Origin of the sequence: Brevundimonas aurantiaca, from assembly GCF_904830995.1 — a bacterium.
GTDB lineage: Bacteria > Pseudomonadota > Alphaproteobacteria > Caulobacterales > Caulobacteraceae > Brevundimonas > Brevundimonas aurantiaca.
This window is the reverse complement of the sequence record NZ_CAJGVD010000001.1, coordinates 2,552,924-2,573,347: the sequence shown is the minus strand read 5'-3', so window position 1 is coordinate 2,573,347 and position 20,424 is coordinate 2,552,924. Positions and strand designations below refer to the sequence as shown.

17 protein-coding genes are annotated in these 20,424 nt (G+C 68.0%); 7 read left to right on the top strand and 10 right to left on the bottom strand.

The window, feature by feature from the left end:
- Positions 1-3 precede the first annotated feature (3 nt).
- The 7 genes from JMT67_RS12615 to JMT67_RS12585 form a co-directional block, all read right to left on the bottom strand.
- Positions 4-516: a chemotaxis protein CheW gene (locus tag JMT67_RS12615; RefSeq protein WP_054764672.1), complete on the bottom strand. Its 513-nt coding sequence runs from the start codon at positions 514-516 to the stop codon at positions 4-6.
- Entirely contained in the window at positions 516-2,345 is a 1,830-nt protein-coding gene (locus JMT67_RS12610; protein ID WP_183218284.1) for a methyl-accepting chemotaxis protein, read from the bottom strand. The genes JMT67_RS12615 and JMT67_RS12610 overlap by 1 nt, the downstream gene beginning before the upstream one ends.
- Before the next feature lie 129 nt (positions 2,346-2,474).
- A complete protein-coding gene (locus tag JMT67_RS12605; protein ID WP_183218286.1) occupies positions 2,475-4,532 on the bottom strand; it encodes a HAMP domain-containing methyl-accepting chemotaxis protein in 2,058 nt (685 codons plus the stop codon).
- Positions 4,533-4,555: 23 nt separating this feature from the next.
- A complete protein-coding gene (locus JMT67_RS12600; protein ID WP_201463641.1) occupies positions 4,556-5,068 on the bottom strand; it encodes a chemotaxis protein CheW in 513 nt (170 codons plus the stop codon).
- Entirely contained in the window at positions 5,065-7,086 is a 2,022-nt protein-coding gene (locus JMT67_RS12595; RefSeq protein WP_201463640.1) for a chemotaxis protein CheA, read from the bottom strand. Before JMT67_RS12595 ends, JMT67_RS12600 begins: the two co-directional genes overlap by 4 nt.
- Positions 7,083-7,451, bottom strand: coding sequence for a response regulator (locus JMT67_RS12590; RefSeq protein ID WP_054764668.1), 369 nt, complete (start codon positions 7,449-7,451; stop codon positions 7,083-7,085). Before JMT67_RS12590 ends, JMT67_RS12595 begins: the two co-directional genes overlap by 4 nt.
- Positions 7,448-7,753 (bottom strand): STAS domain-containing protein, encoded by a 306-nt coding sequence (locus JMT67_RS12585; protein ID WP_082382600.1) that lies wholly within the window; start codon positions 7,751-7,753, stop codon positions 7,448-7,450. Before JMT67_RS12585 ends, JMT67_RS12590 begins: the two co-directional genes overlap by 4 nt.
- A gap of 191 nt (positions 7,754-7,944) precedes the next feature.
- On the opposite strand from JMT67_RS12585, the gene JMT67_RS12580 reads away from it, so the two are divergent.
- Complete coding sequence (locus tag JMT67_RS12580) at positions 7,945-9,819, top strand: PAS domain-containing hybrid sensor histidine kinase/response regulator (protein WP_224761170.1); 1,875 nt, start codon at positions 7,945-7,947, stop codon at positions 9,817-9,819.
- A 57-nt stretch (positions 9,820-9,876) separates the two neighbouring features.
- Positions 9,877-10,956, top strand: a complete 1,080-nt coding sequence (locus JMT67_RS12575) for a mechanosensitive ion channel family protein (RefSeq protein ID WP_183218292.1) — start codon at positions 9,877-9,879, stop codon at positions 10,954-10,956.
- Positions 10,957-11,013: 57 nt separating this feature from the next.
- Here the strand turns inward: JMT67_RS12575 and JMT67_RS12570 are convergent, their stop codons facing one another.
- A complete protein-coding gene (locus tag JMT67_RS12570) occupies positions 11,014-13,131 on the bottom strand; it encodes a malate synthase G (RefSeq protein WP_201463639.1) in 2,118 nt (705 codons plus the stop codon).
- A 172-nt stretch (positions 13,132-13,303) separates the two neighbouring features.
- Here JMT67_RS12570 and JMT67_RS12565 point away from each other — a divergent pair, with 172 nt between their 5' ends.
- Complete coding sequence (locus JMT67_RS12565) at positions 13,304-13,954, top strand: DUF1345 domain-containing protein (RefSeq protein ID WP_152949446.1); 651 nt, start codon at positions 13,304-13,306, stop codon at positions 13,952-13,954.
- A 139-nt stretch (positions 13,955-14,093) separates the two neighbouring features.
- Entirely contained in the window at positions 14,094-14,468 is a 375-nt protein-coding gene (locus JMT67_RS12560; protein ID WP_182713460.1) for a hypothetical protein, read from the top strand.
- A 22-nt stretch (positions 14,469-14,490) separates the two neighbouring features.
- Here JMT67_RS12560 and JMT67_RS12555 read toward each other — a convergent pair whose 3' ends face one another.
- Positions 14,491-14,646: a hypothetical protein gene (locus tag JMT67_RS12555; RefSeq protein WP_183218296.1), complete on the bottom strand. Its 156-nt coding sequence runs from the start codon at positions 14,644-14,646 to the stop codon at positions 14,491-14,493.
- Positions 14,647-14,918: 272 nt separating this feature from the next.
- Between JMT67_RS12555 and JMT67_RS12550 the strand changes: the two genes are divergently transcribed.
- Positions 14,919-16,493 (top strand): tetratricopeptide repeat protein, encoded by a 1,575-nt coding sequence (locus JMT67_RS12550; protein WP_201463638.1) that lies wholly within the window; start codon positions 14,919-14,921, stop codon positions 16,491-16,493.
- 31 nt (positions 16,494-16,524) lie between these two features.
- On the top strand, positions 16,525-18,168 hold the full coding sequence (locus JMT67_RS12545) for a peptide chain release factor 3 (RefSeq protein WP_201463637.1): 1,644 nt from the start codon (positions 16,525-16,527) through the stop codon (positions 18,166-18,168).
- On the opposite strand, the gene JMT67_RS12540 is transcribed toward JMT67_RS12545, so the two are convergent.
- Complete coding sequence (locus tag JMT67_RS12540) at positions 18,165-18,785, bottom strand: SCO family protein (RefSeq protein ID WP_201463636.1); 621 nt, start codon at positions 18,783-18,785, stop codon at positions 18,165-18,167. The two genes, JMT67_RS12545 and JMT67_RS12540, sit on opposite strands and share 4 nt — an antisense overlap.
- A gap of 44 nt (positions 18,786-18,829) precedes the next feature.
- Between JMT67_RS12540 and JMT67_RS12535 the strand changes: the two genes are divergently transcribed.
- Positions 18,830-20,320: an ActS/PrrB/RegB family redox-sensitive histidine kinase gene (locus JMT67_RS12535; protein ID WP_233455875.1), complete on the top strand. Its 1,491-nt coding sequence runs from the start codon at positions 18,830-18,832 to the stop codon at positions 20,318-20,320.
- The last annotated feature ends 104 nt before the right edge of the window (positions 20,321-20,424 follow it).

Here is a 20,424-nt window from a genome sequence, read left to right as displayed (position 1 = left end):
CCCTCAGGCGGCGCGTTCGACAGGGGCGAAGGCGGCGAGATCGGCCGCATCGCCAGTGGTGGACAGGAGGCGAGGCAGGTCGATCAGGACGACGAAGCCGTCGTCGCGCCGCACCACGCCGGAGATATAGTCCGAGCGCCATTTGATGCCGATGTCGGGCGAGGGCTCGATCTGGTCGGCGGCGAAGCTGGTCACCTCGAACACCCGGTCGGCGACCAGACCCAGGCTCAGGGTCCGGTCCTCCAGCGGGATGTCCAGGACCAGGATCCGGGTGTTCAGGGTCGGTTCGACCGGCGCCATCCCCAGGCGGATCCGCAGATCCGCCGTGGGAACGCCCTGGCCGCGCACATCGGTCAGACCCATCAGATAGGCGGGGCTGTTGGGGATGCGCGACGGGGGCTGATAGGTCAGGATCTCCCGCACCAGCCCGACCGGGGCGGCGAAGACCTCCTCGCCCAGGCCGAAGGTGACGTATTGACCTTCAGCCGCACCCGCTTTTTCCACGGGGCCGGACATCAGGCGCTCTCCCGGAAGTCCATGTCCTCGGCGTCGGCGCCGCCGCTGGTCAGGTCCAGGGCGAAGCCCTGGGCCCGGGCCTGCTGGGCGTGGACCGGAGACTTGGCCGAAGACGGGGCCGCCGATTTGGCGACCGGACGGGCGGCGGGCTTGGGCGGCGACTTGAAGGTCGAGGCGCGGGCGGGAGCTCGGGCCGGAGCCCGTCCGCTGCGGCCGCCGGCCGAGTCGGTGCGGAAGAAGGCGATGGAGGCCTGAAGCTCTTCGGCCTGGGCCGCCAGTTCTTCCGAGGTCGCCGACATCTCTTCCGAGGCGCCCGCATTCTGTTGCGTCACCTTGTCGAGCTGCTGAATGGCCTCGTTGATCTGGTTGGCGCCGACGTCCTGTTCGCGGCAGGCGGCGGAGATTTCCGAGACCAGTTCGGCGGTCTTGCGGATGTCCGGCACCAGGCGCTGCAGCATGTCGCCGGCCTCTTGAGCGGCCTTGACCGTGTCGCCCGAGACCGCGCTGATCTCGGCGGCGGCCGTCTGGCTGCGTTCGGCCAGTTTGCGCACTTCCGAAGCCACGACCGCGAAGCCCTTGCCGTGTTCCCCGGCGCGGGCGGCCTCGACCGCCGCGTTCAGGGCCAGCAGATCGGTCTGACGCGCGATCTCCTGCACGATGCCGATCTTGTCGGCGATGGTGCGCATGGCGTCCACCGCGCGGGTCACGGCCTCGCCGCTCAGTTCGGCGTCCTTGGCCGACTGGCGCGAGATCTTTTCGGTCTGGGCGGCGTTGTCGGCGTTCTGTTTGATGTTGGCAGCCATCTCCTCCATCGAGGCCGAGGCCTGTTCGGCGGCGGCGGCCTGTTCGGTCGCGCCCTGGCTCATCTGCTCGGAGGTGGCCGACAGTTCCTGGCTGCCCGAGGAGACGTTGTCGGCGGCCGACAGGGCGTCGGCGACCACGCCGCGCAGGCGTTCCACCATCGACTGCAGCGACAGGCCCAGGGTGTCCTTGTCCGACAGGGGCTTGGGCTGGACCGTCAGGTCGCCTTGGGCGATCTCGTCGGCCATGGCGGCGGTGGCGCGCAGATTGGCCGTCATGCGATCGACCGTATCGACCAGATCCTTGATCTCGTCATTGGTCGTGACCTTGATGTCCTGATCCAGGTCGCCGATGGCGACCGCCTCAATGGCCGTGGAGACCTTGCGCAGGCCCAGGGTGACGGTGCGCGAAATCCACAGGGCGGCGACCACGCCGATGACCAGTCCGGCGACCACCAGGGCGATGAACATCGTCCGGGCTTCGGCGAAGACCTTGTCGCCTTCGACGCTGGCGGCCTTGCCGCCGTCGACGTTCAGGTTCACGAGCTTCAGCAGGTCGGCCGACATGTCGTCATACAGCGGCTTGCTGGAAAGCATGGCCTGGGCGGCGGCCTCGTTCTGATTGACGCGCGAGAAGGTCAGCATCCGCTCGCCGTCCCGCAGATAGTTTTCGAACTTGCCGGCGAACTGATTGTAGAGCGCCCGCTCGTCGTCCGAGGAGATGAGGGTCTCATACTTCGCCCGTTCGCTCTTGATCGTGTCGAGCGTGGCGGCGATGTCCTTTTCGACCTCGGCCATGCGCGCCGGATCGGTCGAGGTGATGTGGGCGTACTGCTGGGCCCGCAGGTCCGAAGTCGCCGTATTGATGCTGTGGATGGCGTCGATGCTCGGCATCCAGTTTTCGGTGATGACGGTCGACTGGTCGTTGACCGCGCTCATCTTCATGACGCCGACGACGCCGAGAATGAGGGAGATCGCCAGGACGGCGGCGAAGGCGCCGGCCAGTTTTGCTTTGATCGTTAAGCGCATTTCATAGCCCCTTTTTCTGATGTCAGGCCGGTGAAGGTCCGAAGGTGGATGCGGACGACGTTCGTCCGGTCGTGGTTGCAAGGCACAGGCGCGGATCGCGTGAACCGGGCGAAGGCGATGGGCCTGCCATCAGGCGCTCTCCCGGAAGTCCATGTCCTCGGCGTCGGCGCCGCCGCTGGTCAGGTCCAGGGCGAAGCCCTTGGCCCGGGCCTGTTGGGCGTGGACCGGGGATTTCGCAGGGGACGCCGACTTGCCGACCGGACGGGCGGCGGACTTGGCGGGCGCCTTGAAGGTCGAGGTGCGGGCGGGGGCGCGGGCCGGAGCCCGTCCGCCGCGACCGCCGGCCGAGTCGGTGCGGAAGAAGGCGATCGAGGTCTGAAGCTCTTCGGCCTGGGCCGCCAGTTCTTCCGAGGTGGCCGACATCTCTTCCGAGGCGCCCGCATTCTGTTGCGTCACCTTGTCCAGCTGCTGGATGGCCTCGTTGATCTGGCTGGCGCCGACGTCCTGTTCACGGCAGGCGGCGGAGATTTCCGAGACCAGTTCGGCGGTCTTGCGGATGTCCGGCACCAGACGTTGCAGCATCTCGCCCGCTTCCTGGGCGGCCTTGACCGTGTCGCCCGAGACCGCGCTGATCTCGGCGGCGGCCGTCTGGCTGCGTTCGGCCAGTTTGCGCACTTCCGAAGCCACGACCGCGAAGCCCTTGCCGTGTTCCCCGGCGCGGGCGGCCTCGACCGCCGCGTTCAGGGCCAGCAGGTCGGTCTGGCGCGCGATCTCCTGCACGATGCCGATCTTGTCGGCGATGGTGCGCATGGCGTCCACGGCGCGGTTGACCGCCTCGCCGCTGGCCTCAGCGTCCCTCGACGACTGACGCGAGATCTTCTCGGTCTGGGCGGCGTTGTCGGCGTTCTGTTTGATGTTGGCGGCCATCTGCTCCATCGAGGCCGAGGCCTGTTCGGCGGCGGCGGCCTGTTCGGTCGCGCCCTGGCTCATCTGTTCGGAGGTGGCCGACAGTTCCTGGCTGCCCGAGGAGACGTTGTCGGCGGCCGACAGGGCGTCGGCGACCACGCCGCGCAGACGCTCCACCATCGACTGCAGCGACAGGCCCAGGGTGTCCTTGTCCGACAGCGGCTTGGGCTGAACCGTCAGATCGCCCTGGGCGATCTCGTCGGCGATCGCCGCCGTCGTGCGCAGGTTCAGCGTCATCCGTTGCAGGGCCTGGCCCAGGATGTCCTTGTCCGACAGGGGCTTGGGCTCGACGCTCAGGTCGCCCACGGCGATCTGATCGGCCATGGCGGCCGTGGCGCGCAGGTTCCGGGTCATGCCTTGCAGCGAGAGACCTAGGGTGTCCTTGTCCGACAGGGGCTTGGGCTCGACGCTCAGGTCGCCCATGGCGATCTGATCGGCCATGGCGGCCGTGGCCCGCAGATTGTCGGTCATGGTGTTGAACACCTCGACCAGATCCTTGATCTCATCGTTCGACTTAATTTCGATCCGCTGATCCAGATCGCCGATGGCGACGGCGTCGGCGACCGTCATCAGACGGCTGAGGCCGGCGCTGACGCCCAGGGCGATCCACAGGGCGAAGGCGACGGCCATGGCCAGGGCCGCGATCGTCAGACCGATGACCAGGTTGCGGGTTTCGGCGTATTGCGCCTTGGCGTCCTCGTCCGCCTTGACCATGGCGGCCTCATTGCGCGTGACGATCTTGTCGAAAATTTCGCTCATCTCGACCGCGATCTCGCGGCCTTCACCATTGGACAGGGCCACGGCCTGGCTGTTCTGGCCGGCGCGGACCAGATCGGCCATGCGGCCTTCCATAGCGCCCATTTGCGCCAAAAGAGTTTTCAGCCTCTGCCAATCGGGCTTGTTGGCCTCAGCCGCCTTTTCCTCGCCGACGGCGAGAAGCTCGGCCATCGACTTGCGCGCCGCATCGCCCGCCTCGACATGCCGGCGCATCTCTTCCGTGGTTGTGGAAAGGATCAGGTTCTTTTCGGCCCGGATCGATTCCAGCAGACGGATATTGGCCGACTGCGACGTCTCCAGCCGTTTGGCCGGGCCCGAGATCACCTCATGCATCGTCTCATCGAGCCGCCCCAGGCTGTGCATCCCCAGAACGGCCACGCCGATAAGCAGGGCGATCATCAGTCCGAAGCCGGCGGCCAGTTTGGCCTTGATGGTGAAGCGCATGGCGGGAGTCCTTTCTGGACCGGTCAATGACGGGTGGCGGACGCGGTCGACTGGCGAGCGTCGTGCTGTTGGTTGAAGAGGGTCTGGAGGGCGGGGACGACGATGAATTCGCCGTCGCGCTTGACCAGGCATTGGATGAACTCGGGCCGCCAGCGCATGCCGACGCTGGGCGGAGCCTCGGCGTCGGCGCGGGCCAGGGTGGTGACCTCATGGACCTTGTCGGTGCGTAGGCCGACCAGGGTCGGCTCTCCGTCCAGGTCGATCTCAATGACGACGATGCGGCTGTCGATGGTGGGCTCGCCCCGCTCCATGGCGAAGGCGACGCGCAGGTCCGACAAGGGAATGACCTTGCCGCGGAAGTTGATCACGGCGCCGGCGAAGGCGCCGGCCCCCGGCACCACCGTCTCTGGCGCCAGGTCCATGATCTCCTGAACCGCGACGGCCTCCAGGGCGAACAGTTCGCCGTTCAGCTCGAAGGTCAGGACCTCGATCTGCTCCGCGCCGGTCCAGCCGGTGGTTTCAGCCGTCTCGCTCATACCGCCTCACGCATCTGCGCCTCCTGCTGCTGGCCCTTGGCGACCAGGTGGCCCACGTCCAGGATCAGGGCGACGCCGCCGTCGCCCAGGATGGTGGCCCCCGAGAAGGTCGGCAGGCCGGAATGAAGCTTGGACATCGACTTGATCACCGTCTGGTGGTCGCCGATGATCTGATCGACGACCAGGCCGATCCGCTCGGCGCCGGTCGAGACGACCACCACCTTCTGATGCAGTTCGGGCGGGGTGCCGGTATCGAACATCTCGCGCAGGCGCAGGAAGGGCACCAGGCTGTTGCGCAGGGAGATGAAGCTGCGGCCGCGCGAACGCAGATCCTCGTCCAGCGACAGCTCCAGACACTCCTCGACCGCGTCGAGCGGAATGACGTAGCGGCCGTGGCCGACGCGAACCAGAAGGCCGTCGATGATGGCCAGGGTCAGGGGGATGCGCAGCGACACCTCCGACCCCTCTCCGGGCCGGCTGGCGATGTCGATGGAGCCGCGCAGGCCCTCAATGGTGCGTTTGACCACATCCATGCCGACGCCGCGACCCGACAGATTGGTCACCGCCGCCGCCGTCGAGAAGCCGGGGTGGAAGATCATCTGCAGCAGGTCATGGTCGCTGATCGCCGCGCCGGGCTCGATCAGCCCCTGGCTCTCGGCCTTGGCGCGGACGCGGTCGCGGTCGATGCCGCGGCCGTCGTCGCGAATGGTGATGACCACTTCGCCGCCCGACTGATGGGCCGACAGGCGGATGCGACCCGTAGCCGGCTTGCCGGCGGCGGCGCGATCCTCGGCCGTCTCCAGACCGTGGTCGGCGGCGTTGCGGATCAGGTGGACCAGGGGGTCGGCCAGACGCTCGATGACGGTCTTGTCGATCTCGGTGCTCTCGCCGTCGGTCGACAGTTCGATCGCCTTGCCCGTCTCGCGCGCCAGGTCGTGGACCAGGCGGCGGAAACGGCCGAACAGGGTCGAGACGGGCACCATCCGCAGCACCATCATGGTGTCGCGCAGTTCGCCGGACAGGCGCTCGATTTCTTCCGACACGGCGCGCAGGGCCACGTCGGTCCCGCCGGCGGCGATCTGGCTCAGGCGGGACTGGGCGATGACCAGTTCGCCGACCCGGTCCATCAGCTCATCCAGGCGGTCGGCCGGAACGCGCACGCTCTCGGCAGCCTTGGCGGCCTTGGCGCCGCCTGCTTCAGCCGGTTCGGCGGCGGGCGCAGCAGGGGCGACGGCGGCGGGCTTGGCCGCCGAAACCGGAGCCTGAGCCGGCTCGGCGGCGGCCTGGACCGGGGCGTCTTGGGGGGCGTCTTGGAGAGCCTCTTGCGGGGCGGCGGCTTCGGCGTCCACCGCTTCGATGCTCAGGGTCATCTCGTCCATGACGAAGATGAAGACGTCCTCGATCGCCGAGCGGCCGTGCTCGGTCGTCAGGGTGACGGTCCAGCCCAGATGGAGGTCGGTCGGCTCCATCCGGCTGAGCGGCGGCACCCGCGAGGTATCGACCACCACCTGGGCCTCGCCCAGGTCGCGCAGCTCGTTCAGCAGGGCCAGGGGGTTGGCGCCGTTGCGGAAGGCGTCGGCGGGCAGTTCGAACTTCACGCGCCAGGTCGTCGCGCCGGCCTTCGGGGTCTCCGGCGCGGCGGCGCCGTCAGCCTCGCGCACTGCGCGCTCCAGATCGGCCAGCAGGGCGTCGCCTGCGGCGCCGTGATCGCCCGACGGATCCTCCAGCAGCTGTCGCATGTGGTCGCGGGCGGCCAGAACCGCAGAGACCAGATCCGTGGTCGCCGCCACCTCGCCCTTGCGGACCCGGTCGAAGGCGGTTTCGCAATGGTGGGTGAAGCCGGCCAAGGCGTCGAAGCCGAACATGGCCCCCGACCCCTTCAGCGTGTGCAGGCCGCGGAAGACGGCGTCGACCAGATCCCGGTCTTCGGGACGATCCAGCAGGTCCAGCAGGCCCTGTTCGATCAGTTCCAGGTTCTCGCGCGCCTCAACCTGGAAGATGGCGATGGCTTCGTTCATCGGCCCAGCACCTTCTTAGCGATCCGCACCAGCTGGTCGGGATCGAACGGTTTGGTCAGCCAGCCCGTGGCGCCCGCGGCCTTGGCCCGCGCCTTCATGCCCTCGTCGGACTCGGTGGTCAGGAAGACGATCGGCACGCCCATCTGTTCGGGCATGCGGCGCATCTCTTCGATCATGGTCAGGCCGTCCATGACCGGCATGTTCAGATCGGTGATGATCAGGTCGAAGGCGCTGGCCTTGGCCTTGGCGATGCCCTCGGCGCCGTCGCCGGCCTCGGCGACCGAATAGCCGGCGCCGGTCAGGGCGATCTTCAAGGCCATGCGGATGCTGGGCGAGTCGTCAACGGTCAGGATGGAAGCCGTCATTGAACCGATCCTTCATGAAACCAGAACCGCAGGTCGTCCTCGGACGCCTCGGTCAGAAAACCCGCCGCTTCCAGCACCGGGCGAAACGCCTCGCCCGGATGCGCCAGGCTCAAGGTCTTGCCGACGGCCTGGGCCTGACGGCGCGCCGCCTCGATCAGCTGGACGCCGCACAGATCGACGGCCTGATCCTCGACCAGGTCCAGGGTGACGGCGTCGTCCTCTTCGAAGGCGTCCAGGATGGACTGGCGCAGACCCGCGACATTGCGAACCACCAGGGCCGCATCCACCAACACTCGTCTCATCCATCCCCCGCACGGCTATGGCGCTACAACTGGAAGCATCATTGACGTGGATGGTTAAATGCCGCTCAAGCTTGCCATACGCAGATGTACCTAGACTTGCGCGGGCAATATTTCACCGGCCCGATTTACTCCGACTTCATCTCCGTGCGGCATACTGAGGAGCTGAATCGTGTTGAGTGTTTAGGAGTTCAATGTTGAACAGGTTCGCTCCTCAAGCCGAGACGGCTTACGAAGGCGATGCTTTTCACGCCCAACTCGCAGAAGCTTGTCCAGCGAATGTATGGCTGCTTAACCCCTCGGGGCGAATAGTCTACGTCAACAGCGCGGCGCGGCGACTTCGAACTTCCGCTCCGAACGACCCCGCCCAGGATTGGCGCGACATATGGCCGTCCGCCTGCCGCGCCTCGGTGGATCTTGCGGTCAGGGAGGCGCGGGCCGGTCGCGCCTTCTCCTTCCGCGCCCGGCTTTCCAGGTCCGAAGGCGCTGAGGACGGCGCGGGCCTCTATCTGAACACCCTGGTCAGCGCGGTCCGCGACGATCAAGGCCGGATCGTGCGGCTGTTGGCCAAGTCGGAGGACGTGACGGCCGAGACGGAATCGAGCGCCTTTCTGAATACGGTCATCGATGTCCTGCCCCTGGCCCTGACGGTCAAGGACGCCCGAACCGGACGCTTCATCCTGGCCAACAGGGCCGCAGAGACCCTGTTCGACCGGGTGGGGGGCCTGGCGGGGCTGAAGCCCGCCGAGGTCCTGCCTTCGAGCCTGGCCGAATGGACGGCCGCCGCCATGACCAGAGGCCGAGAGACCGCCGTGCATGAGGATCACGGCCGCGGCGGCGTCCGCTATCTGGAGGCGACCAAGGTCGCCACCTATGACGACGACGGTCTGCGCCATCTGATCGGCCTGGCGGAAGACGTGACCCAGAGACAGCGAGACGCAGACGCCCTGCGATCCGCCCTGGAGCAGGCCGAACGCGCCAATCACGCCCGCAGCGCCTTCATATCGAACATCACCCACGAGATCCGCACCCCGCTGAACGGGGTGATCGCCGGCGCCGACCTTCTGGACAGTCGCGCCGACACCGTCGACATCCGCGAGATCGCCGCCATGATTCGGGCCTCGGCGACGTCGCTTCAGCACCGTTTCGAGGATCTGATGGCCGTGTCGCGCATGGGCGCTGCGCCCAGCGCGCCCAAGGCCGAGCCGTTCGAGCCGACCGCCTTCGCCGAACAGCTTGTCGCGCCCCACCGCGCGGCGGCGGAGGCCAAGGGTCTGGCCCTGCATCTCGAGATTTCGCCCGACCTCCCGGCCCGGCTGTTGGGCGACGCGGAGGCCCTGGGGCGCATCCTGACGCCCCTGTTGCAGAATGGACTGAAGTTCACCGACCGGGGCGAGATCCGCCTGAGGATCGAAGGCCGCGAGAACGGCGTGATCCGTTTCGCCTGTCTGGATACGGGCGTCGGCTTCGCGCCTGAAAAGAAGGACGCCCTGTTCACCCCCTTCCATCAGAGCGACGACGCCCTGACGCGGCGCTTCGGCGGCATGGGGCTGGGTCTGGCCCTGGCGCGCGAGCAGGCAAGGGCTATGGGCGGCGAGGTGGACGGCGAACCGCGCGAGGGCGGGGGCTCGGTCTTCTGGCTGGACATCCCCCTCGCCGCCGTCTGCGACGACCCGGGGGCTGCGGCGGCGCAAGGGCGAATGAACGTCCTGGTCGTCGACGATCACCCCACCAACCGGCGGATCGTCGAGATGATGCTGGACGGCGTCGCCGACGTGGTCATGGCGGAGGACGGGGTGGAGGCGGTGGAGGCCGTGGAGCGCGAACGGTTCGACCTGATCCTGATGGACATCCAGATGCCTCGGATGGACGGAATCACGGCGGTCGCTCGCATTCGCGACCGGGAACAGGCTGCGGGTCGGCCGCCGGCGCCCATCATCATGCTGACGGCCAATACCCAGGCGGAGCATGTGGCCGCCTGTCGGGAGGCCGGGGCGAACCGTCACCTGGGCAAGCCCTTCACCTCCGCCGGGCTGTTCGGCGAAATCCAGGCCGTCATGGGTCACTGACGGAAACGCGCGTCATCGCGGGCGGAACCTTGGCCTTTCGCCGCGCGCTTGAGGCGGATGGTCTCTACGATCGAGAAGCTGAACCTGGAGGCGATCGAACAGTCGCCGGTCCTGCGGATCGCCGGGGCCAGCCTGACCGTCGGCGGTCTGGTCGGCGCAGGCGTGATCCTGATCGCCGCCTTCTGCGTCAGCTGGCTGATCACCCGCGCCCTGCGGCGCGTGCGCGAACGGGCCGAACGCAGCCGTCAGGCCCTGTATCTGCTGGAGCGGCTGTCCGGCTATGCGGTGATCATACTGGGCGTCATGGCGGCCCTGTCGACGGCGGGGCTGAACCTGTCGTCCCTGGCGGTCTTCGCCGGCGCCCTGGGCATAGGCGTGGGTCTGGGCCTGCAAGGGGTGGTCAAGGAGTTCGTCTCGGGCCTGTTCCTGATATTCGACCGGATGGTCTCTGTCGGCGACTATATCGAGATCGAGGACATCGGCATTCGCGGCGCCATCATGGAGATCGGGCCGCGCGCGACGCGGGTCAGGACCAATGACAACGTCAATGTCCTGGTGCCCAATTCGCGGCTGATCGAACAGCCGGTCACCAACTGGACGCTGAAGGGCGACACCCGGCGGATCCATGTCCCCTTCGCCGTCGCCTATGGATCGGATCGGGGCAGGGTGCGCGAGGCGGTGCTGGCCTGCGCCCGGTCCAGCCCCTTCACCCTGCCCGAGACCGAGGCGCGCAAGAGCCAGGTCTGGCTGGTGGGGTTCGGCGACAAGGGGCTGGAGTTCGAGCTGCTGGTCTGGCCGACGCGCGAGGCGGTCAAGCGACCGGCGGCCATGCACGCCGCCTATACTTGGCTGATCGCCGACGCCCTGGACGGCGCCGGCATCGAAGTCCCCTTTCCCCAGACCGACCTGCGGATTCGCAGCGCCTTCGGCCTGGAGGGCGACGAGGCGCTGGGCCGGTTCGGCTACGGCGATCGTGCGTGGTCGGCGACGAACCGCCCCGCCCCGCCGCCCGGTCCGGCCCAGGGTCAGACCTCCGGCGCCAACAATGACGCCGCCGAGGACCTGATGCTGGCCGAAGACGAGGACGGGCCGCTGGAGCGCGCGCCCGACCTCCCACCGGGGCGAACGGGGGGCTGAAGGCTTTTCCGTCCCGACACCCGGCGCTCACCCGAGGGCGACGGACGCTGATTGGCGTCAGTGTGCGGCCTTCGCCTTAAGTCGATAGGCGTGAAGCAGGGGCTCGGTATAGCCGTTCGGCTGCTCCACCCCTTGGAACACCAGGGCGCGGGCCGCCTGATAGGCCAGGTTTGTATCGGGGCTGGCGTCCGGATCGGGCGCCATGGGACGATACAGCGGGTCGCCGGCGTTCTGGGCGTCCACCTTGTCGGCCATTCTCAGAAGGGCCGCGTCCACCTGTTCGGCGGTGCAGACGCCGTGCAACAGCCAGTTGGCGATATGCTGGGAGCTGATCCGCAGGGTGGCGCGGTCCTCCATCAGGCCGATGTCGTGAATGTCGGGCACCTTGGAGCAGCCGACCCCCTGGTCGATCCAGCGGACGACATAGCCCAGAATGCCCTGGGCGTTGTTGTCCAGCTCGGCCTTCACCTCCTCCTCGGACCAGTTGACGCCGTTCGCCAGGGGCGGGGTCAGCAGATCGTCCAGCCCCGGCGTCGGCCGCGTCGCGACCTCGGCCTGGACGGCGAAGACATCGACCGCGTGATAGTGGAGCGCGTGCAGGGTCGCGGCCGTCGGGCTGGGCGTCCAGGCGGTGTTGGCGCCGGTCCTGGGGTGGCCGATCTTCTGCTCCAGCATGTCGGCCATCCGGTCGGGGGCGGCCCACATGCCCTTGCCGATCTGGGCCTTGCCCGACAGGCCGCATTTCAGGCCGATGGCGACGTTGCGCGCCTCATAGGCGGCGATCCAGGCGCTGGACTTGACGTCGCCCTTTCGCACCACCGGGCCGGCCCGCATGGCGGTGTGGATCTCGTCTCCGGTGCGGTCGAGGAAGCCGGTGTTGATGAAGACGATCCGGTCCCTCACCGCATGGATGCAGGCGGCCAGATTGGCCGAGGTGCGGCGCTCCTCGTCCATCACCCCGACCTTGATCGTGTGGCGCGGCAGGGCCAGCAGATCCTCGACCGCGTCGAACAGACGGTTGGTGAAGCCGCACTCGTCCGGCCCGTGCATCTTGGGCTTGACGATATAGACCGAGCCGGTCGCGCTGTTGGACAGCCCGCCCAGCCCCTTGATGTCGTAGAGCGCGATCAGGCTGGTGACGACGGCGTCCAAAATCCCTTCCGGCGCCTCGGACCCGTCCGGCAGCCGGACGGCGGGGGTGGTCATCAGATGGCCGACGTTGCGCACGAACAGCAGCGAACGCCCCTTCAGCGTCAGGGTCGAACCGTCCGGCGCGATGAAGGCCCGGTCCGGGTTCAGGCGGCGGGTCAGGGTCTTGCCGCCCTTGTCGAAGGTCTCGACCAGGTCGCCCTTCATCAGACCCAGCCAGTTGCGATAGGCGCAGACCTTGTCCGCCGCATCGACGGCGGCCACCGAATCCTCCAGGTCGCAGATGGTGGTCAGGGCCGATTCCAGCACAACATCGGCGATTCCGGCCGGATCGGTGCGCCCGACCGGATGGGCGCGATCGACGATCACCTCGATATGGAGGCCGTTGTGGCGGAACAGGCGCGAGCCTTCCGTCCGTCCCACGAACTGGGCTGCATCCTTCAGCACGACGGCGTCCGCCTCGGTCAGATCGGACCATGAGCCTTGGGCCAGAGGCACGGCCTCGTCCAGAAACGCCTTGGCGCGGGCCACGACCCGGGCGCCGCGTTCGGGATCATAGCCGCCGCCTTTCGGCAGGTCGCCCAGGGCGTCCGTCCCGTAAAGGGCGTCATACAGACTGCCCCAGCGGGCGTTGGCCGCGTTCAGCAGGAAACGGGCGTTTAGAATCGGGACCACCAGCTGCGGCCCCGCCATCCGGGCGATCTCGGCGTCCACCCCGGTCGTGCCGATGGTGAAGGGCTCAGGCTCTTCAACCAGATAGCCGATCTCGCGCAGGAAGGTCTGGGAGGCGGCGACGTCATAGGGCCGGCCTCGACGCCCGTCGTGCCAGTCGTCGATCCGGGCCTGAAGGGCGTCGCGATGGGCCAGAAGGGCGCGGTTTTCCGGGGCGAACCGGGCGAAGACGGCCGCCGTTCCCGACCAGAAGCCCGCCGGGTCCAGACCCAGGCCCGGCAAGACCTCCTGTTCGATCAGGCCCGCGAGTTCGGCCGCGACCTGCAATCCAGCGCGATCTTCATAAACGGTCATGGGGAACCCTTTCCGGCGGCGGCCAGGCTGTAACAATGCGTGATCACGTAAGCCGACCACGCCGGGCTTCGCAAGGGTCACGTCGCGTCAGCCCCTTCGCTTTTCGTCTAGGGGCGCGCGGGGGCTCGGTGGCCCCTTGCCGAGGGCGCGTCGGGCGTCATGATCGGCGGTCATGAGCCTGTTTCGCCCCCTTCGCCTCTACGGCGTCCTCCTCGCCAGCCTGGGGGTGGTGATCGCCGTCGCCCTCTTCACCCCTGTGGCCGACGACGCCTTGACCCGGACGGCCTATGGCTGGATCGCCGGGGTCGCGGTCTTCATCGCCGCCACCCTGGCGCGGATGGCACGGGCCCAGGACGCCGATGCGATCCGCCGGCGCGCCGCCGCCCTGGATCAGACCGGCGCGGCCGTCCTGCCGCTCAGCCTTCTGGCGGCGGCGGCCAGCGTCGTCGTGGTGGTCGGCGAGGCCCGGAGCCACGGCTCTCCCCTGACGGGCGGCCTGCTGGCCCTCGGGACGGTCGCCCTGTCCTGGACCTTCATCCATCTGATGTTCGCCCTGCACTACGCCCACGCCTTCTATCAGCGGGACCACGAGGGCGGGGACCGCGGCGGCCTGATGTTTCCCGGCGAGACCCAGCCCGACTATTGGGATTTTCTGCATTTCGCCCTGATCATCGGCGTAGCCTGCCAGACGGCTGATGTGCAGATCAGCGACCGGGGGGTCCGTCGGCTGTCCAGCGTCCACAGCCTGACCGCCTTCGTCTTCAACACCGTGATCGTGGCCCTGGCGGTCAATCTGGCGGTGGGCGCCCTGGGTGCGGGGTGATGGGGCGGGGTGACGGGCGCGGACTGAGCCCGCCGGTCACAAAGGCTTAACCGCGTCCGTGAACGGGACTGCAAGCCCAGGCGGCTAGAAGGGGGATCACGGACGACATCGCGTCCGGATCGCCGAAGGCGTCGCGCCCATGCTGTTTCTTCTGAACGACGTCGTGTTCGACCTGGACGAGGCCTGCCCGGTCACGCCCGCCGACGCGCGCCGGTTCGAGAAGCTGGGCTTCGACTATGTGCTGGAGCTGGGTTGCGAGCTGTTCGCCGAGGATCCGCTGCTGCACCGCAACGATCCCTCACGGGCGCGCCGCCTGGCCTGGCTGATCGCCGAGCGCAGCCCGGACGTCAACGCCGCCCTGTTCGCCGCGCCCGAGGCCGGGTGCAATCCCGATCTGGTCGAGCCGCGCTTCTGCACCCTGCCCGACGCCGTCATGGGACAGCTGCACGACAAGGGCCGTCGCCTCGACGCGATCGCCGCCGATCGCGCCGTCTGGAACCGTCTGGCCGCTTGACGCGGCGGCCTTCAAACCCGCGTCAGAGCGCCGTGAACAGGATGTGCACGACGGCGGCCACGGCGAAGATGAAGCCGAAGCCCATCGCCAGCCCTACGGCCGGGTGCATCTTGTGCGGGCGCTCGTAGGACGAGCGATCGAGGCCGGAAACGCGGTCTTGTGGATGGATCACAGCCATCGTCTTTTCCTTTCCCTATGAACCCGGATCGCTCCGGGAGAGGAACGCCCGGCTCTGACGGCCTGATCTCTTCCTCAGAGCCGAGCATGACTCCAATAGCCGCTGATGGCGAGGGGTTATTTGATGTGGCGCAAAGGCGCAGCGACGGGCAGGATTCTTCGCGTAATCTGCACGCGGCTCTTTACGATCCCGCACAACCTTTGCGACAACTCAGGTTGTCGGGGGAGACGGGATGGACGTCAGTCCCATTCGGCGGGGACGGGGAACAAGCCATGAAACGATCGGGACTGGTCGCCGTATTGGCCGCCGCCTTAGCGACGCTGAGTCTGACGGCGACGGCGGCGCGCGCCGATTGGCTGAAGGCCGAAAGCGAGCGATTCATCGTCCATAGCGAAGGCAGCGAACGGTCGCTCCGGGACTATGTCCAGAAGCTGGAGACCTTCGACCGTGTGATGCGCTATCGGTCCGGCCTGCCCATGGACCAGGCGCCGCTGCGCAAACTGCCGATCTATCTGGTCGGCTCACGCTCCGGCATGCTTCGGGTCAATCCCGCCACGCCGCAGAATGTCGTGGGCACCTATTTCCCCACTTCGGAAGACATCTTCGCCGTCGCGATCCGAGGCGAAAACAACGAGATACTGCTGCACGAATATGTGCACCATTTCATGCTCGAAAGCGCCCCCGCCGCCTATCCGGGTTGGTTCGTCGAAGGCTTCGCCGAATACTATATGACCGCGGAAATCGAGGCGGATGAGGTTCAGCTGGGCGGTTACAGCGAGAATCGGGCCTATTGGCTGGTCAACGGCACATGGCTGCCGCTTGAGGTTCTGTTGCGCTCTCGTCCCGGCGAGGTCAGGCGCAGCAGCTATCGTGAGACCTATTATCCGGTCGCCTGGCTGCTGACCCACTGGTTCTTCAGCGACCCCGACCGCCTGCGACAGCTGAGCGCCTATCTGATGGCCGTGTCGGACGGTGAAGATCCGGTTGAGGCCATGGAGAGCGCCACTGGCCTGAGCCTGGCCCAGCTTCGCTCCGAGCTTCGCCAATATCTGATGAGCCGCCGGCTGATGGGGCGGGTGATCAAGAGCGACTTTCCGGCGGCCGACATCGTCGTCACGCGCCTGCCCCGATCCGCCAATGATCTGCTGCTCATCAATCAGAGACTGAAGATCGGGGTGAAGGACGAGGATCGTGCGGCCCTGGGCCAGGAGGTGGCGCGGATCGCCGCGCGTCACGGCGATGACCCCCTGGCCCTCTTGGCCGCCGGTCACGCCGGCCTGCATTTCGGCGACACGGTGGCGGGCGAACGGGCGCTGCAGCGGCTCGTCGAACTGGAGCCCGACAATGTCGAAGCCCTGCAATTCCTGGCCGAGGAACGGTTGCGCCTGGCGGAAGCAGCGGAGGATGAGGCGGAACGTGTGTCACTGAAGCGAGAGGCCAGGGTCTATCTGGGTCGAGCCTACGCCGCGACGGACAACGATTATCGAACCCTGATGCTGATCGCCGAGATGAGACACGGCGAGCCGGGCTATCCCAACGACAACGACATGCTCACGCTCGGTCTGGCCTTTGAGCGGGCGCCGCAGTTGGCGGGGGTTCGTCTGAACTATGCCGACGCCCTGATCCAACGGGATCAAAAGGATGAAGCGATCGCCGTGCTGAAACCCCTGGCGAACAATCCCCACGGCGGGGCGGCGTCTGACCGGGCGGCGCAGATGATCGCGGCGCTCAACAACGGCGAGGCCGTGCCGACCCTCGACGGCCTTACGGAGGACGCCGCCGCCGTCGAGCCCGAGCCTTCGCCGGAAGACGAACCGGAATCGCCCCCGGCGCCCGCCGGCGAGTGACTTTCTGCGCCGGGCGCGCTAGTCGCGCGCCATGTCCTCACTGACCCTGCCTGAAGAAGCCGCGCGCCGGCGGACCTTCGCCATCATCGCCCACCCGGATGCGGGCAAGACGACCCTGACCGAACACATCCTGCTGGCCGGGGGCGCCATCCGGGCGGCCGGCGCCGTGCGGGCGCGGGGCGAGAACCGCCGCACCCGCTCTGACTGGATGAAGATCGAGAAGGAGCGGGGCATTTCCGTCAGCGCCTCGGTCATGACGTTCGAGCACGACGGCAAGATGTTCAACCTGCTCGATACGCCCGGGCACGAGGACTTCTCGGAAGACACCTATCGCACCCTGACCGCCGCCGACTGCGCCATCATGGTGCTGGACGCCGCCAAGGGGATCGAGCCGCAGACGCTGAAACTGTTCGAGGTCTGTCGTCTTCGGGACATTCCGATCATCACCTTCATCAACAAGCTGGACCGCGAGGCCCAGGACCCGATGGCCCTGCTGGACGACATCGCCTCGCGGCTGCAACTGGACCCGGCGCCCATCTGGTGGCCGGCCGAGAGCGGCAATCGTCTGCGCGGCATGGTCGAGGTCGGGACCGGCCGGTTCCAGCCCTATGCCCGCAAGGCCGCCGGCGCCGCCGAAGACCCCGACCATCCCCCGGCCCTGCCCCTGGACCAGGCGGCGCACTATTTCGAGGCGGGCGAGCAGGAGGCCCTGAGCGAGGCGGTGGAGCTGGTCGAAGGCGGCTATCCGGCCTTTGACCGTCAGGCCTTCCTGGAGGGCCATATGACCCCGGTCCTGTGGGGTTCGGCCCTGCGCCATTTCGGCATAGACGAACTGCTGAAGGCGATCGGCGACTGGGCGCCGGCGCCCAAGGTCATGAAGGCCCGGAAAGAAGCCCCGCCCGAGACCCGCAACGCCCCGGCGCCGGTGGAGACGACGGTGGAGCCCGGCGCCGACGAAGTCACCGGCTTCGTCTTCAAGGTCCAGGCCAATATGGACCCCAACCACCGCGACCGGATCGCCATGTTCCGCATGGCCTCGGGCGCCTTCAAGCGCGGCATGAAGCTGAAGGTGCAGAACACCGGCAAGTCCCTGTCGGTCAATGCGCCGATCATGTTCTTCGCCTCGGACCGGGAACTGGCCGAGGACGCCTTCGCCGGCGACGTGATCGGCATTCCGAACCACGGGGTGCTGCGGGTCGGCGACAGCCTGTCGGAGAGCGGGGTGGTGCGGTTCGCCGGCCTGCCCAATTTCGCGCCGGAAATCCTGCAACGGGTCCGGGTGAAAGATCCGCTGAAGGCCAAACACCTGAAGAAGGCGCTGGAGGGTCTGGCCGAGGAAGGCGTGACCCAGCTGTTCCGCCCGGAGATCGGGGCCGACTTCATCGTCGGCGCCGTGGGCCAGCTGCAGTTCGAGGTCATGGCCGACCGGCTGGGCGAGGAATACGGCCTGGACGTCGTCTTCGAACCCAGCCCCTATGCCGAGGCCCGCTGGATCGCCCCGACCTCCGACGCGTCCGACGCCGATCTGGAGGACTTCATGGGCAAATACCGCCCCCAGATGGCCCGCGACATCGACCAGGCCCCCGTCTTCCTGGCCAAGTCCAGCTGGGAGACCGGCTATGTCGGCGAACGCTTCCCCAAGGTGGCCTTCACCAAGACGAAGGAGCGGGGTTAGCCCCGCGCCATGGCGTCTTCGATGATCTTTGTCGCCTTGTCAGGCCCCAGGCCATAGGCGACGGCGGTGCGGAACCGGCCGTCGGGCCCCATCAGATAGACGGTCAGGGAGTGGTTCATCGTATAGCCCTCCCCCTCGCCGACCTTTTCATAATAGGCGCGGTAGGCCTTGGCCGCCTGGGCCACCTGGTCCGGCGTTCCGGTCAGGCCGATGGTCCCCTTGGGGAAGCCGTCTGAGGACAGATAGTCCTTCAGCTGCTGAGGCGTGTCGCGCTCGGGATCGACGCTGACGAAGACGATCTGGAGATCGTCGGCCTTGTCGCCCAGCCGCTGCTGCACCGCGGCCAGTTCGGCCAGGGTGGTGGGGCAGAATTCGGGGCAGTAGGTGAAGCCGAAGAAGACAAGGCTCCATTTGCCGTTCAGCATGGTCTGATCCACCGGACGCCCGTCCTGGTTCACCAGTTGGAAGTCGCCGCCGACCAGGGGCTGGCCGGTCGCGCCGATCTCGCCCCGGGTCGCGCTGGGCCGATTGCCGACCACCACCACGGTGACGATGGCCAGGGCGGCGGCGATGGCGAGACAGGCGCCGGCGAACAGCAGGATGGAACGACGCGGCATGACGACCTCTGACGAAAACTTCGGCCCCGGTCTATAGAAGGCCCGTGACCTCGACAGAAGACCACATCGCGCCGCACGGGCGGCCGTCCCTTTCAGAGGCGGCGGCCGTCGACAGCGCCCTGTCGCAGCCCGGCCCCGGCGACGGCGCCCGTCGGGGACGCGGCTTTTCCCTGCGGACTTTGATCGTCCTGCGCTGGCTGACCATATTGGGGCAGAGCGCGGCGATCCTGACGGCGTCTCAGGGGCTGCATTTCCCCCTGCCGCTGTGGCCCTGTCTGATCGTCATCGCCGTCAGCGCTGCGGTGAACGTGGGCGCCATGGCGCGGGTGCGGCGGCTGGAGGCCAGCCTGCCAGACGGACGCACCACGGCCCTGCACCTGGGGTTCGACATTTTTCAGCTCAGCCTTCTGCTGGGCCTGACCGGCGGGCTGGAGAACCCCTTCTGCCTGCTGCTGGTGGCGCCGGTGACGATCGCCGCCGCCGCCCTGCCCGCGCGCCAGGCCGTGGCGCTGGGCCTTCTGGCCCTGATCGCCGTGGGGGTGCTGTTCTTCTGGTCCGAGCCCCTGCCCTGGCGTCCGGGAGAGAATTTTCACCTGCCCCTGCTCTATCGGCTGGGGATGGCCATGGCCCTGGTGACCGGTGTGGTCTTCACCGCCGGCTACGCCTGGCGGGTGGCGGCCGACGCCGAGAAGCTGGAGCTGGCCCTGGCCACGACCCAGGACGTGCTGCAGCGCGAACAGAGACTGGCGGCCCTGGGCGGTCTGGCGGCGGCCGCGGCCCATGAGTTGGGCACGCCGCTGGCCACCATCCAGGTCGTAGCCAAGGAACTTCAGCGCGCCTCGGCGCCCGACAGCGACGCCGCCGAGGACGCGGCCCTGATCCTGCAACAGGCCGAACGGTGCCGGGGCATACTGGCCCAGCTGTCGCGCCGGCCGGAGGGGGACGACGCCCTATACGCCGACGTGGCCCTGAAGGCCCTGCTGGAGGAGGTGGTCGAGCCGCACCGGGGCTTCGACCTGGCCTTTGAGGTCCTGGTCAAGACCCCGCCCGGCCAGCCGGCCCCGCGCGTGCGTCGCCTGCCCGAGGTGGTGCACGGCCTGTCGACCCTGGTCGAGAACGCCGCCGACTTCGCCGCCTCCACCGTGCGGGTCCAGGCCCAGGTCGACGCCGGCTGGATCGAGATCGCCATTCTGGACGACGGGCCGGGCTTTCCCAGCGACATCCTGCCCCGGCTGGGCGAGCCCTATGTGACCAGCCGCCCGCACGGCAAGGCGCGCCTGGCCCTGGCGGCCCAGATCGCCGCTGCGGCCTCCGGCGCCGGGCGCGGCGGGCCGGAGACCACGGTCGCCCCCAGCCAGGGCGGCATGGGCCTGGGCTTCTTCATCGCCCGCACCCTGCTGGAGCGGACCGGCGGGGTGGTCAGCGTGGGCCAGGGCCTGCCGCGGCCGGGCGCCGCCCCCGACGGCCGCGCCCCCCTGCGCGGCGCGCGTGTGGCGGTGCGATGGGCCCGTCCGGCGCTGGAGGTGGCGGCCTGAGCGCGTCCAAACCCCGTCCCCGCCCGTATTGGGTCGAAGCGTCGCAGGCGGCCGCTCGCCCTTGACCGAACGACTTCCGGCCCCGACTTGATTCAGCAGGAGAA

Excerpts from the sequence above, each read along its gene's own strand:
- JMT67_RS12615 (WP_054764672.1), bottom strand. The coding sequence starts at position 516 with ATGTCCGGCCCCGTGGAAAAAGCGGGTGCGGCTGAAGGTCAATACGTC.
- JMT67_RS12610 (WP_183218284.1), bottom strand. The coding sequence starts at position 2,345 with ATGCGCTTAACGATCAAAGCAAAACTGGCCGGCGCCTTCGCCGCCGTC.
- JMT67_RS12605 (WP_183218286.1), bottom strand. The coding sequence starts at position 4,532 with ATGCGCTTCACCATCAAGGCCAAACTGGCCGCCGGCTTCGGACTGATG.
- JMT67_RS12600 (WP_201463641.1), bottom strand. The coding sequence starts at position 5,068 with ATGAGCGAGACGGCTGAAACCACCGGCTGGACCGGCGCGGAGCAGATC.
- JMT67_RS12595 (WP_201463640.1), bottom strand. The coding sequence starts at position 7,086 with ATGAACGAAGCCATCGCCATCTTCCAGGTTGAGGCGCGCGAGAACCTG.
- JMT67_RS12590 (WP_054764668.1), bottom strand. The coding sequence starts at position 7,451 with ATGACGGCTTCCATCCTGACCGTTGACGACTCGCCCAGCATCCGCATG.
- JMT67_RS12585 (WP_082382600.1), bottom strand. The coding sequence starts at position 7,753 with ATGAGACGAGTGTTGGTGGATGCGGCCCTGGTGGTTCGCAATGTCGCG.
- JMT67_RS12580 (WP_224761170.1), top strand. The coding sequence starts at position 7,945 with ATGTTGAACAGGTTCGCTCCTCAAGCCGAGACGGCTTACGAAGGCGAT.
- JMT67_RS12575 (WP_183218292.1), top strand. The coding sequence starts at position 9,877 with ATGGTCTCTACGATCGAGAAGCTGAACCTGGAGGCGATCGAACAGTCG.
- JMT67_RS12570 (WP_201463639.1), bottom strand. The coding sequence starts at position 13,131 with ATGACCGTTTATGAAGATCGCGCTGGATTGCAGGTCGCGGCCGAACTC.
- JMT67_RS12565 (WP_152949446.1), top strand. The coding sequence starts at position 13,304 with ATGAGCCTGTTTCGCCCCCTTCGCCTCTACGGCGTCCTCCTCGCCAGC.
- JMT67_RS12560 (WP_182713460.1), top strand. The coding sequence starts at position 14,094 with ATGCTGTTTCTTCTGAACGACGTCGTGTTCGACCTGGACGAGGCCTGC.
- JMT67_RS12555 (WP_183218296.1), bottom strand. The coding sequence starts at position 14,646 with ATGGCTGTGATCCATCCACAAGACCGCGTTTCCGGCCTCGATCGCTCG.
- JMT67_RS12550 (WP_201463638.1), top strand. The coding sequence starts at position 14,919 with ATGAAACGATCGGGACTGGTCGCCGTATTGGCCGCCGCCTTAGCGACG.
- JMT67_RS12545 (WP_201463637.1), top strand. The coding sequence starts at position 16,525 with ATGTCCTCACTGACCCTGCCTGAAGAAGCCGCGCGCCGGCGGACCTTC.
- JMT67_RS12540 (WP_201463636.1), bottom strand. The coding sequence starts at position 18,785 with ATGCCGCGTCGTTCCATCCTGCTGTTCGCCGGCGCCTGTCTCGCCATC.